Source organism: Streptomyces longisporoflavus, assembly GCF_014649775.1.
GTDB lineage: Bacteria > Actinomycetota > Actinomycetes > Streptomycetales > Streptomycetaceae > Streptomyces > Streptomyces longisporoflavus.
Window position 1 is genome coordinate 535,250 of the sequence record NZ_BMTR01000001.1, and the last position, 12,436, is coordinate 547,685.

Sequence of the window (12,436 nt, forward strand, 5' to 3'; positions counted from 1 at the left end):
GGCCGATCCATGTCGACGACACGCCATATGGTCAACCGGCAGCGGCGCCTTGCCGCGGTCAAGGCCCGCGAGACACCCACGCCCGCACCGCGAGCCCCGCGCCCGCGCCCCAAGTCCGGGGAGAAGCCCGCCCGGACCGCGCGCGGAGCCGTTCCCCGGCCGCTGCTGCTCGCGCTTCTCACGCTGCTCGCCGTACTGGCCGCGGCCTTCGCGGTCTTCGCCCACAGCCGGGCCGAAGCCGCACGCGATCTGCCCGCCCTGCGCAACACGGCGCTCACCGACACGGCCCGCACCAGCGAGGTCAAAGGCACGGTCGGCCAGGCGGTGGACGCGGTCTTCTCCTACGACCACGCGGCCCCGGGCCGGACGGAGAAGGCCGCGGACAAGTACCTCACCGGCAAGGCGGTCGGCCAGCACCGGGACATGCTCGCGCAGGTCCGCTCCCAAGGGGACCGGCAGAAACTCGTCCTCAGCACCACCGTCACGCACAGCGGAGTCGAGGTCATCGACGAGGACCGGGCCCGGGTCCTGGTGTTCGCCGACCAGAGCAACACCAGCACCGCCAAGGGCGGTTCGGCCACCCACGCGGCAGCGATGTTCGCCGTGGACGTCGTCCACCGGGGCGGGGCCTGGCGGATCGCGAACATCGACACGTTCAGCAGGTGAGACCGGAATGTTCCGTCCAAGAGACAGCCGGAAAAGGGGAGTCAGACATGAAGAACACCAGACGGAAGCGGCGCACCACCGCGCTCTTGTCCGCCACCCTCGGGGTCGCGGTCGCGGCGGTGATGTCCGGGTGCAGTTCACGCGTCGACGACGGCCCGCGGGTCGACTGGGCCTCGGACGTCTGTGACAGCGTGCAGGATGTCGGGGCCGAGCTGAAGCTGCCCGCCGCGGACCGGAAGGACGCCAAGAAGTACCACACGCAGGTCGTCACCTTCATGGAAGCGCTCGACAGGCAACTCGGCGCTCTGGACAAGAAGATGCGGCAGGACGGCGCACCGCCCGTCGACGGCGGCGACGCCACGTACAAGAAGGCGCTCAAGAACCTCCGCACCGCCCGCAGCAGCCTGGCCGGCACCACCTCACAGCTCAGGAAGGCGAAGGTCACCGACGAGAAGTCCCTCAAGGCGGCGCTGAAGAAGGCCGGCGAAGGCATGGACAAGGCGGGCGGATACCAGGGTCCCGCCCACGATTTCCGTGCCGACCCCGCGCTCAAGCAGGCCTTCGACAAGGCGCCGGAGTGCGAGAACCTGCCCGGCACCGCACCCTCGGCACCATCGGCCGGGTAAGGGCGGGACGCCCGTGAACGGCACGGACGGCACGGACGGCAGGGGCGACACGGAGCGTACGGACGGCGCCGATCTAACGGCCGAGCCGCCCGACCCGCTGGCACCCCGGGGCACCCCGCTCGGCGGCCCCCTGCGGGCGGTGGCGAGGGGCGCCGCCCTGCTGGTCATGGCCGTCGCGCTGACCCACATGGCGCTGCTCCTCCTGTACGTCGGCCCCGCGCTCTCCCCGGACACCGCCCGCCCGGCGCGGGCCGACGCCTGGCTGCGGCCGCTCTTCCCGCAGGACTGGAACATCTTCGCGCCCGACCCGCCACGCGCCAACACCCGTCTGGAGGTGCGCGGTTGGCGCGCGGACCGCCCCGGACGGTGGATCGACCTCACCGCGCACGACGTCGCCGCCCACCGAGGCAACCCGCTGCCGAGCCGGGAGGACCAGACCGTCCTGCGCAAGGCGGTCAGCGCCCACCTCGCGGGCTCGCCCCACACCCAGCTGAGGGCGCCGCTGACCCCCGCGGCGCAGTATCTGCGCAATGTCGTCGTCGTACGCCTCGACGACCTCGGCGAGCCCCGCCCGGACACCGTCGAGCTGCGCCTGCGCACCCTGCCCATCGCCCCGCCCGGCCACCCCGCACCGGCCGCGAGCCGCCGGCCGCTCGGCACCTGGGAGGTCCTGCCGTGACACTGCCCCGGGCCCTCGGTCCGGAGATCGCCACGCCCCGGGACGGTGCCCGGCACGCGCGGCACCGGCTGCACGCCGTGACCCGCACGCCGCTGGGGCTGTACGGTGCCGCGGTCCTGCGCATCGGTGTCTCGGGCCTCTTCCTGCTCAACCTGCTCCGCGAGGCGGCCCACGCGGACCGCCTCTGGGGGCCCGGATCCCCGTACACCCCCGAACTCTTCCGTGCCTCGGTCGAGGCGCGCGGCGCCGACGGGCGGCTGTCCTGGTGGTACACCTGGCTGGGCACACAGAGCCCCGACTACTTCAGGGCCGCCTACGTGCTGGCCGTCGCGGTCAGCGCGCTGTATCTGCTGGGCTGGCACACCCGCCTCATGGCGGTCCTTTTCGCCTTCGTCGTCGCGGGCTTCTACATGCGCTCGGCAGTCGCCGCCAGCGGGTTCGAGCTGCTGAGCCTGCTGTTCGCCAACTACCTGGTCCTTTGCGCCCCGGGCCGCCGCTGGTCCCTGGACGCCCGCCGCGCCGCGCGCGCGACTCCCGCATCCGTGAGCCGGTACGAGGAACTGCGGCGCCGCGTCGTCACCGTCCTGCACAACGCGGGCATGGCGCTGATCGCCTTCCAGGTGATGGTGGTCTACGGCACCGCGGCCCTGTACAAGATCCGTGGTGCGACGTGGCGGGACGGCAGCGCGCTGCACTACGCCCTGCGGCTCGACGACTTCGCGACCTTCCCCGAGCTCTCCGTCCGGCTGGCGGGCCTTGGGAGCGCCCTCGCGCTGCTCGCCTACGTCACCGTCGTGTCCCAGCTGCTCTTCCCCGCGCTGGTGTTCGTCCCGCGGCTCAAGTACGTGGTCCTGGTCGTGATGCTCGGCACGCATCTGGGCATCGGACTGCTGATGGCGCTGCCGATGTTCTCGGCGATCACCGTCGTGGGGGACCTGGTGTTCCTGCCGACGCCGTTCTGGCTGCGGGCGGAACGGGCTGTTCGGCGACTGCGTGCGCCCCGCGCGAAGAGCCGATAAATCGGTGTCGATACCCACCCGGGATGTCTACACTCGGCGGCTCAAGATCCGTGCGTTCGAACGAGGTGTATTTGATGACGGTCCGAGTCACGACTGCCGACTCCGGTCGGTTGTCTCCCGCAGACGCCATGACCTCATCAAACCGAAGGAACACATCTCGTGGATCTTCCACGCATCTTCACCATCCGCGAAAGTAGCCACCGTCTGCACAACCCGATCACCCCCGGCAAGCTCGCCGCCCTGGGCCAGGCACTGCACCTGGAGCCCGGGACGCGCGTGCTCGACCTTGCCGGCGGATCGGGCGAGTTGCTGTGCACCTGGGCCCGTGACCACGGTGTCACCGGGACCGGAGTGGACATCAGCACGGTCTTCACCGAGAAGGCGCGCGCCCGTGCCGCCGAACTCGGCGTCGCCGACCGGGTCACCTTCGTGCACGGTGACGCCGTCGGTTTCGTCGCGGACGAGCCGGTCGATGTCGCCGCGTGCGTCGGCGCCACCTGGATCGGGGACGGCGTGGCCGGCACCGTCGAGCTGCTCGGCGAGAGCCTGCGACCCGGCGGCCTGACGCTGATCGGCGAGCCGTACTGGCGCCGGGAAGTGCCGGACCAGGAAACCGCCGAAGCCTGCCACGCCCGCGGCAAGGACGACTTCCTCGTACTGCCGGAGCTGATCGAGCAGTTCGGCGAGCTGGGGTACGACGTCGTGGAAATGGTCCTTGCCGACCAGGACAGCTGGGACCGGTACCAGGCGGCCCAGTGGCTCAACCTCCGCCGCTGGCTCGACCGGAACCCCGGCGACGAGCTGGCCGACGAGGTGCGGGCCGAGCTCACCACCGCTCCCGCCCGCTACGCGCGATACCAGCGTGAGTACCTCGGCTGGGGGGTCTTCGCACTGATGCGCCGCTGACGGCCTGAGTGAGCGTGGGTCCGGGCAGCACGCTGCCCGGACCCACGCGTGCGCGTCAGTTCTTGTACGTGAGGGCCAGGTCGATGGTGTTGCCGGGGCCCGCGGTGAACGTGCTGATGATGTCGTTGAGGGCGCCGCAGTCCGTCAGGCCCGGCAGGGTGTACGTGCCCTTGAGCCTGCCGCCGGCGTGCGGCTGGAAGCGGCCCTCGCTGACGAGGTCGACCTCGGCGGGCTCGGTGGTCCCGCAGTCCGGTCCGCCGCCGATGGGCAGGCCGAGCGCGCTGACGGCGGTGAGTTTGACGTACATCTCGGAGTGCGACGTGAGGCTGCCCGCCGAGCCGAGGGTTCCTGTGGTCTTGCCCTTCTGTTCGAAGGCGAGGTCCGTGATCGTCGGCAGGAAGCCGAGGAGGGTGAACTGCCCCTTGGACGGGTCGAGTTCGAGATCGGCGTCGAAGATGCCGGTGTCCGGGGCGTAGCGCATGTGGATGCCGCCGGTCAGTGGCGCGCTGCCCTTGGCCGCCTTGATGTACGAGCTGCCCTTGATGCCGAAGCTCAGCGGCTCCGGTTCGCCGCCGGGGTCCGGCGGGTCGGTGGGATCCGTCGTGGCCGGTTCGACCCGGACGGTGTGCAGCGTCTTGTCCTGGTCGCCGGGGTCGAGGGCGCACTCGGTCTCGAAGGTGTCGAGGGCCGTCTTGGCGCCGGTCGTGTCCCGCGGGGTCATCGTCAGGAGCAGGCTGTTGACGTCGATGCGCACGTTGCCGGGCTGCCGGAACGTCAGCGCGGGGGCCTGGCCGGTCGCGGTCACCTGGAAGTCGGCGGGCGGCTGCGGCAGGGGTGTCTTCGGGATGGTGTTGTCGAGGCCGATGTTCAGCGGGCCTTCCGGCATGTGCACGGTGACGTCCGCCGTGGCGGTCCCTTCGAGGGTGACGCCGCCGACCGTGCGCAGTGCGGTGGCTGCCGCCTTGCTGACCTCGGACACCGACGTGACCCGGAAGGCCGGGATACGCTCGCCGACCTTCACCTCGGCCGGCAGGTCCGCCTTGACGGTGACCGTGAGCGGATCCTCTTCCATGATCGGGAACACGCACTCGTACGTCTGGGTCAGGGAGACGGGGTCCGCGGCGGCCGGTTGGCCGGAGGTGAAGCCGATCAGTCCGGCGAGCAGCACGAGGGCGGGGGCGGCCCGCCATCCTGTGGCGCGCGATCTCAGCACTGCCTCTCCAAGTTCTAGGGACGGGGTAACGGGTCTGGGAACGGGTCCGGCCCCCCGCCCCGAAGGGGGCAGGGGGCCGGATCGGGAGGCGGACTGCTTGCCGCTGTGACATGGGCCTAGCTCTTGTAGGTCAGGTCCATGTCGATGGTGTTGCCCGGCCCTGCCATGAACGTGCTGATGATGTCGTTGAGGACGCCGCAGCCCTTGAGGCCGGGCAGGGTGTAGGTGCCCTTGAGCTTGCCGCCCTTGTACGGCTGGAAGCGGCCCTCGCTGGCGAGGTCGACCTTGGCGGCCGAGGAGGTCTTGCAGTCGGCGCCGCCGCCGATGGGAAGGCCGAAGGCGTTGACGCTGGAGAGCTTGACGAACATCTCGGACTTCGACTTCAGGGCACCGGCGGTGTCGAGGGTTCCCGTTGTCTTGCCGGTCTGTTCGAAGGCGATGTCCGCGGTCGTGGGCAGGAAGCCCATGATGGTGAACTTGCCCTTGGTCGGGTCGAGCCGCAGATCGGCGTCGAAGGTGCCCTTGTTCAGGTCGTAACGGGTGTTGATGCCGCCCGAGAGCGGGGCGTTGCCGTTGGCGGCCTTGATGAACGAGTTGCCCTTGATGTCGAAGTCGAGCTTGACCGGCTCATCGCCCGGAGGGTCGGTGGGCGGGTCCGTCGGAGGATCGGTGGGCGGGTCCGTGGGAGGGTCGGTCGGGGGATCGGTGGGCGGATCGGTCGGCGGGTCGGTCGGGTCCGTGGGATCCGTGCTGCCGCCGCCGATGGTCATCGTGTGGAGAGCGGTGGGCTGGCCCGCGTCCAGGGTGCAGTCCGCGGGGAACTCGTCGCCGTTCGGCGGGAGTTGGACGGGATTGCCGTCCGCGTCGCGGGCGATCATGTTGTGCAGCTTGAGGCCCGTGACGTCGAACTTGGCCGTGCCTTCCTTCTCCCAGGTCAGCAGGGAGCCGGGGGACTTGCCGGTGGCGGTGAGGGTGAACCCTGCCGCCGGGTTGGGGATGTCACCCTTGGCGACGGTGTTGACGACCTTGATGGGCAGGTTGCCGGTGCCGCCGGGCAGGGTCACGTTCACATCGGCGGTGGCCTTGCCTTCCAGGGTGACCGCGCCCATGACGCCGAGGCCTTGAGCGGCCCTGGCGCTGACTTTGGTGACGGCCTTGATGTCGTACTCGGGGACCGTCTCGCCCACGTTCATGGTGGCGGGCATGTCGGCGGTGATCTCGACTTCGATCGGATCGTTGCTGATGATCGGGAACTTGCAGGTGTACTTCTGCGTGAGCTTCACCGGGTCGGCGGAGGCGGAACCGCCGCTCAGGGTGACCAGGCCGGTGACGAGGCCGGCGGCCGCCACCACGCTCAGGGCACTGCGTGCCCTGGCTTGTCTCTTGTGCACTCCCATGAGCTACCTCTCGGGCTACGTGAACGGGCACAAACGAACGTCGGTGCCACCTCTGCGATTCCGGACTCGCCGGCCCAGCTGTCCAGGGGAATCGGAGATGCGAAATACGCCGCCGCTGGGGAATCTGCCGACTGAATTACCGCAGACGCTACGGCGGTGTTTCGGATACGCAAACTACTGATGAGTAGTTGGGCGGTCAAGGGCTGCTCCGGCCGCCGCCGAACGGAAGTTGACGTCCCGGCAGTTTTGTGGCCCCGGTGAGTACACGCTGGTGCGGGGATGACAAATTGTGCGTCCCGCTTCGCCTTACTCCGCCCAACCCCGCCGAACTCTGCCGATCGGGTTGACGGGCACCTTACCTGTCAGTAGTCATTTCTGGATTGTGTCAATTTCAGAAGTGGGACCACACATGGGAGATCGCATGGGAGTCCGCAGGGGAGCCCGCAAGGGAGAACAACCGGGAAAAGTAATGGGAAGGCCGGTGCGCGGTTCGGTCCTGGCCGGGGCCGCGGGGGTGGTACTGGCGCTGACCGGCGGCGGTGGCAGTGCGTCGGCCGAGCCGGTGTCTCTCACGCAGAAATACACCTGCAAGTTCCCGATCATCAGCAATGACGGGATCGAAGCCGCGATCACCACGGACATGCCCGCCACGATGAAGGTCGGCGAGACGGTCCCTGAGTACGACATCAAGGCCGTCACCAAGGTCAGCGCGCGCGCCGCGCAGGGCCTCGGTGTCATGGGCGCGGTCACCCTGGAGGGCAAAGCGACCGCCGACGTGGTCGTCACCCAGCCCGGCGGCGACGGCACCTTGCCCATCAAGGTCGTCAACACCGTCGCCAAGGCCGATATCCCCGCCCCCGCGGCCCCGTTCGAGGTGACGGCGACCGGAAAGTCACCCGGCGGGCTGCTCACCTGGGGCCAGCCAGGCGATGCGGCCTTCGACGTGAAGGGTCTGAAGCTGCACGACATGATCGCCAGGGACGCGGCGGGCAAGCCCGTGCAACTGCCGCCGAACGGCGACGAGTTCACGGCGGAGTGCACTCTCGACGCAGGCCAGAAAACTCACCTGCACACGATGAAGATCACGGGCGACGGCGGTACGGACCCGACCGATCCGACGGGCCCGCCGACCGACCCGCCCACCGATCCTCCGACGGACCCGCCCACCGACCCGCCGACCGACCCCGCCGATCCCACGGACCCGACCGACCCCGGCACCACGGCCGGCGGCTCTGCTGGCGGCTCTGCCGGCGGTGACTACGGAACCTCGGGCGGCAGCGGCTCAAGCGGCGGCTCCGAATCCGCCGGCACCCAGCTGGACACCCGGGTGACCGGCGGCTCGGGCAGCCTCGCGGCGACCGGCACGTCCGGCATCGGCCTGATGCTGGCGGCGGCCGGTGGCCTCGGCGCCGCCGGCATAGCGGCCTTCCACTATCTGCCGCGGCGCATCCGGAGGGACGAGGAGACCCTCTGAGCCGGCTGCTGTACGGCCATCCGGTGTCCGGCGTTCCGTGGCACTCCCGCCGTACGGCAGCGCGCAGAGCGGGCCCGGAGCAGCGGCGGCGCTCCGGGCCCGCGGTCATGCCGTACAGGCCCGGGGCATGCAGCACGGGGAACACGCTGTACGGATCAGCTCCGCGCGGCGGTGCGAGACCTGCGGCGGCGCACCACCACGCCCGCGATCAGGAGGAGCACGAGCAGGGCGAGCGCCGCGAGGACACCCCAGTTGACCGTGCGATAGGCGGTGCTCCCGCTCTCCACCAGTTCACCGCCCTTGTCGCTCGCGGTCAGCTCGACGCTGCCCCAGTCCAGCGGAGGCGGCGCGGCCCACTTCTGCGTGATCCGCACCCGCTGGCCCGGCATCAGCTCGGCGGGCAGCTTGTTGCCCGCGCTGTCGAAGGAGGTCCGGCCGAACAGGCCCTTCGCCTTGAGGTCGACCCTCGGCTCGAGCTGCACGTTCCCGCTGTTGACGAGCGTGTACGTGACCGTGGCGTCCTTGCCGAGGCCGGGTACCAGCGGAACCTCGTAGTCGAACCGGACGTCCTGGACGCTCAGTCCGGGCCTCCGTTCGCCGTTGACCCGGAGGTAGATCCGGGCACCGACCGCCTGCCGGATGCCGACGCCGGTTCCCTTGGCGCGGGCGACGCGCTTGTCGAGGGCGATGACGGCGCCGGGGTGGTCGCCGGGCGACGCGCTGCGCGGAATGGCGACGGTGAAGGGCACGGTGGTCCTGCCGCCCGCCGGGACGGTGACCTCGGAACGCGCGAGACGCGTCCACACCCCGACGGACCGCTGCTTCTCGGTGGGCTCGCGCACCGCGAAGCCGCCGTCGCGCGGGGTGTTGTAGGCGTCGGCGGCGTACAGCAGGAAGGTCACCGGCTCCTTGGCGAGATTGGAGACGGTGACCTTGTCGCGCAGGGTGCGGCCCGGATCCGCCTTCATCCGGAAATACGAGCGATGGGGTGCGTCCTCGGCGGACTTCTTGCCCGCGGGGAAGACGGACCATCGGCCGTTGTCGGCGGCGTACGCGTCCGGTGGCACGCTCGCCGTGAGCAGGCCGAGCGCCAGGGTCAGGGCGGTGAGGAGCACGGCGGCGTATCTGTGATGCGTGAGCTGCGTACGAACGTGGTGCATGCGGCCCCCAGAGCGAGCGAAGAAGCGGGAGAGGTGAGGGGAGGGGAGGGTCAGGACGGAGCAATGCCGAAGGTGGGCCGCCCGTCGCACGACGGCCGGCCCACCAGGCAGAGCGTGGATCAGGTGAGCGTCAGCGTGAGCACGGCCGCGTAGTCGCCGGCGGCCGCGGTCGCCGGTACGTCGAGGGCGAGGCCCGCGCCGACCGTGAACTCGCCTCCGGTCTGCGCCGCGTCGGGCGCGCTGGCGAGCGTGGCGCCCGCCCCGCCCACCGTCCCCTGTGTGCCCGGCACACAGGTGCTCGCCGACCCGGCCGCCGTCTCGCAGGACGGCGTCCAGCCGAGCTTGTCCGCGCCGATGGTGCCGGCGCCGCCCGTGAAGTCGGTGACCTTCCCGGTGAGCGACCAGCCGGTGGCGCCGTTACGGGCGTCCTTGACCGTCACCTTCTGCAGGGCGCCGGTCGAGCTGCCGCCCGCGCCCTCCTCGACCGGGGACAGTGCGACGGTGTCGCCGCTCTGGGCCATGGTGAGCTGACCGCCGCCCTGCTTGGGCGTGACCTTGGTGTTCACGTTCTGCTTGCCGGTGGAGGGGCCCGGGTCCGGATCGGGGCCGGGGTCAGGATCGGGGTCGGTGCTGCCGCCCTGGATCTCCATCGTGTGCAGAAGCGTGGACTGACCCGCGTCGAGCGTGCAGGCGGTCTCGAACTCGTCGCCGAACGGCGGGAGCTGGACCGGAGCGCCGTCCGCGCCCCGGGCGATCATGTTGTGCAGCTTGAGGCCTGTGACGTCGAACTTGGCCGTACCGGGGTCGGCCCACGTCAGCAGGGAGCCGGGCGACTTGCCGGTGGCGTCGACGGTGAAGGCTGCCGCCGGGTTGGGGATGTTGGTCTGGGCGACGGTGTTGACGACCTTGATGGGCAGGTTGCCGGTGCCGCCGGGCAGGGTCACGTTCACATCGGCGGTGGCCTTGCCTTCCAGGGTGACCGCGCCCATGACGCCGAGGCCTTGAGCGGCCCTGGCGCTGACTTTGGTGACGGCCTTGATGTCGTACTCGGGGACCGTCTCGCCCACGTTCATGGTGGCGGGCATGTCGGCGGTGATCTCGATTTCGATCGGATCGTTGTTGATGATCGGGAACTTGCAGGTGTACTTCTGCGTGAGCTTCAGCGGAACGGCTGAAGCAGTACCTCCGGTTGCCGTGATCAGGCCGGTGACAAGACCGGCGGTCGCGACCGCGGCCAGGGCGCCACGCACCCCGGCTCTCTTTCGTTTAGCTCTCATGAGCTGCCTCTCGTACTGCGTGAACGAGCAGAACGGGTGAAGGAAGAATGGCCGTACATGTCGTTATCTTCGCCAGATACGGTCCTGTTTCGGATCGGTAAACTACTGACGGGTAGTTGGGCGGTCAAGGTGTCAATTACCAGCAGAATTCAGCTGCCTGGATTTAGGGATTGCTTCATACGCAGGTGAGTAATGCACACACGGGACTTGTGCCGCGATGCCAAAAACGCGGGGTGCGCCCCGGTGACAACTGATCCCGGTTCCTTACTCACCTCGCAACAGATCTTCGGCATGCGGTGAAACGACTCTTGACCGGCTTCTCCGGGCGCGACTAGCTTCCGTTTCCGGCTCGATTGTCAATTCAACGTAATTGCCCGGGCCGGGGTCTGGGTCCGAGTCCGAGTCCGGACGCGGTCCGGATCGTGACTGTGCCTGTGTCGCCGAGCGGTCGGAGTTCTGATGCTGTCTTGTGAGGCAATCCCGGACGCGGTCCCGGGGTTGAGCCCTTCCGGCCGCGCGAACGGGGGACCGGCCGTTGCCCACCTCGCCCCGGGCACGGACAAACGCCGCTGCGCCGGGCTCACCGTCACCCGCAATGCCCAACCGGCCCTGGGCATTGCGGGGTTCGTCACGCCGTGCGGCGGCGATGCCCCGTGAGCCGCTTCCTCCTCGTGGTGCCACCGCTCGCCGCCCACATCACCCCGGCCTCGGCCGTCGCCGCCGAACTCGTGGACCGGGGGCACGAGGTGGCCTGGGCCGGGCAACCCGCGGCCCTGGAGGGCCTGGTGGCCGCCGACCACCCCGTCTTTCCTTGCGCGGGCGTGCCCGGCATCGACGACAGACCCCGTGATCTGCGCGGCGTGGCGGCCCTGAGGTTTCGGTGGGACGAGTTCTTCGCGCCGCTCGCGTACGCCATGGCGCCCGGAGTGACCGCCGCTGTCATGGAGTTCGGGCCCGACCTGCTCGTGGTCGATCAGCAGACGGTGGCGGGCGCCCTGGTCGCCGAGCGGCTCGGCGTCCCCTACGTCACCTCCTCGACCACCTCGACGGAGCTGTCGGCCGGCCCCGTCGGCACCCCGAGCCCTGGTCGGTCCAACGCCTCCGACCCCTCCGGCCCCTCCGACTCCTCCGATCCGGCCTATGGGTCCGATCCGTCCGACCCGTGGATCACCGACCTCCTGGACGGACTCCGGCTGCGCCTCGGCGACCCCTCGGCCCGCTACGACCCGCGCTTCTCGCCGCGTCTCACGCTTGTCTTCTCCACCAGCGAATTCACCGGCCCGCAGCCGCCGGGCCGTGGCCCGGTGCGCTTCGTCGGCCCCGCGCTCGGCCGGCTGCCCGACTCGCGCGCCGATACCACCGACTTCCCGTGGGGGTGGGTCGACCGGGACGACGGCCGGGCACTCGTCCTGGTCTGCCTCGACACCGCCGACACCACGATGGGCGCCCACTTCCTCGCGCAGTGCGTCGACGGCGTACGCGCCAGGGCACGCGAACTGCGCGCGGTGGTCGTCGACCCCGACGGGGTCCTCGGGCCACCGCGCGACGACGACAACCTGCTGATCTGCACCGAGGTGCCCCAACTAGCCCTCCTGGCCCACACGGACGCCCTCGTCTGTCACGCCGGGCACAACACCGTCACCGAGGCCCTGTGGCACGGCGTCCCCTTGGTGGTGGCCCCGGTCCGCGATGACCAGCCCGTGGTCGCCGCCAGGGTCACCACCGTGGGCGCGGGCGTGCGGGTGCGGTTCGGCCGGACCGACGCCAAGGCCGTCGGGTGCGCCCTGGACGCCGTACTGGGACAGCCGCATTTCGCCGCGGCCGCCCGCCGGGTCGGCCACTCCTTCCGCGAAGCGGGCGGAGCCCCCGCCGCGGCGGCACATCTCGAAGCGCTGGCCATCGCGGAGCAGGAGAACCCGCGGCATGGCCTGCAGATCTAGCGGAGCCCGCGCACGCCCCGCGACCGGAAGCGATCAACCGCATGACCTGACCGGCCGGACGGCCTCACAAACTGCCGGG

General features: G+C 70.2%; 11 protein-coding genes. 7 read left to right on the plus strand and 4 right to left on the minus strand.

Features of this window, described 5'->3' with window-relative positions:
- Positions 1-9 precede the first annotated feature (9 nt).
- From IE226_RS02505 to IE226_RS02525, 5 genes are all read left to right on the plus strand, one after another.
- Positions 10-666, plus strand: a complete 657-nt coding sequence (locus IE226_RS02505) for a hypothetical protein (RefSeq protein WP_190079240.1) — start codon at positions 10-12, stop codon at positions 664-666.
- Between the two features lie 47 nt (positions 667-713).
- Positions 714-1,292 (plus strand): hypothetical protein, encoded by a 579-nt coding sequence (locus tag IE226_RS02510; protein ID WP_190079241.1) that lies wholly within the window; start codon positions 714-716, stop codon positions 1,290-1,292.
- A 13-nt stretch (positions 1,293-1,305) separates the two neighbouring features.
- Positions 1,306-1,971 carry a DUF5819 family protein gene (locus tag IE226_RS02515; RefSeq protein ID WP_190079242.1) on the plus strand — a complete coding sequence of 222 codons (666 nt, stop codon included), beginning with the start codon at positions 1,306-1,308 and terminating at the stop codon, positions 1,969-1,971.
- Positions 1,968-2,990, plus strand: coding sequence for an HTTM domain-containing protein (locus IE226_RS02520; RefSeq protein ID WP_190079243.1), 1,023 nt, complete (start codon positions 1,968-1,970; stop codon positions 2,988-2,990). The genes IE226_RS02515 and IE226_RS02520 overlap by 4 nt, the downstream gene beginning before the upstream one ends.
- 159 nt (positions 2,991-3,149) lie before the next feature.
- A complete protein-coding gene (locus IE226_RS02525) occupies positions 3,150-3,896 on the plus strand; it encodes an SAM-dependent methyltransferase (RefSeq protein ID WP_190079244.1) in 747 nt (248 codons plus the stop codon).
- 55 nt (positions 3,897-3,951) lie between these two features.
- On the opposite strand, the gene IE226_RS02530 is transcribed toward IE226_RS02525, so the two are convergent.
- Both IE226_RS02530 and IE226_RS02535 read right to left on the minus strand, forming a co-directional pair.
- Positions 3,952-5,109, minus strand: coding sequence for a DUF6801 domain-containing protein (locus IE226_RS02530; RefSeq protein ID WP_190079245.1), 1,158 nt, complete (start codon positions 5,107-5,109; stop codon positions 3,952-3,954).
- Positions 5,110-5,225: 116 nt separating this feature from the next.
- Complete coding sequence (locus tag IE226_RS02535) at positions 5,226-6,506, minus strand: DUF6801 domain-containing protein (protein ID WP_190079246.1); 1,281 nt, start codon at positions 6,504-6,506, stop codon at positions 5,226-5,228.
- Between the two features lie 469 nt (positions 6,507-6,975).
- Between IE226_RS02535 and IE226_RS02540 the strand changes: the two genes are divergently transcribed.
- Entirely contained in the window at positions 6,976-7,980 is a 1,005-nt protein-coding gene (locus IE226_RS02540; RefSeq protein WP_190079247.1) for a DUF6801 domain-containing protein, read from the plus strand.
- A 155-nt stretch (positions 7,981-8,135) separates the two neighbouring features.
- Here IE226_RS02540 and IE226_RS02545 read toward each other — a convergent pair whose 3' ends face one another.
- Positions 8,136-9,140, minus strand: coding sequence for a COG1470 family protein (locus tag IE226_RS02545; protein ID WP_190079248.1), 1,005 nt, complete (start codon positions 9,138-9,140; stop codon positions 8,136-8,138).
- A 119-nt stretch (positions 9,141-9,259) separates the two neighbouring features.
- Positions 9,260-10,417 (minus strand): DUF6801 domain-containing protein, encoded by a 1,158-nt coding sequence (locus tag IE226_RS02550; protein WP_190079249.1) that lies wholly within the window; start codon positions 10,415-10,417, stop codon positions 9,260-9,262.
- A 653-nt stretch (positions 10,418-11,070) separates the two neighbouring features.
- Between IE226_RS02550 and IE226_RS02555 the strand changes: the two genes are divergently transcribed.
- Positions 11,071-12,357, plus strand: coding sequence for a glycosyltransferase (locus IE226_RS02555; protein WP_190079250.1), 1,287 nt, complete (start codon positions 11,071-11,073; stop codon positions 12,355-12,357).
- The last annotated feature ends 79 nt before the right edge of the window (positions 12,358-12,436 follow it).

Excerpts from the sequence above, each read along its gene's own strand:
- IE226_RS02505 (WP_190079240.1), top strand. The coding sequence starts at position 10 with ATGTCGACGACACGCCATATGGTCAACCGGCAGCGGCGCCTTGCCGCG.
- IE226_RS02510 (WP_190079241.1), top strand. The coding sequence starts at position 714 with ATGAAGAACACCAGACGGAAGCGGCGCACCACCGCGCTCTTGTCCGCC.
- IE226_RS02535 (WP_190079246.1), bottom strand. The coding sequence starts at position 6,506 with ATGGGAGTGCACAAGAGACAAGCCAGGGCACGCAGTGCCCTGAGCGTG.
- IE226_RS02540 (WP_190079247.1), top strand. The coding sequence starts at position 6,976 with ATGGGAAGGCCGGTGCGCGGTTCGGTCCTGGCCGGGGCCGCGGGGGTG.
- IE226_RS02545 (WP_190079248.1), bottom strand. The coding sequence starts at position 9,140 with ATGCACCACGTTCGTACGCAGCTCACGCATCACAGATACGCCGCCGTG.
- IE226_RS02550 (WP_190079249.1), bottom strand. The coding sequence starts at position 10,417 with ATGAGAGCTAAACGAAAGAGAGCCGGGGTGCGTGGCGCCCTGGCCGCG.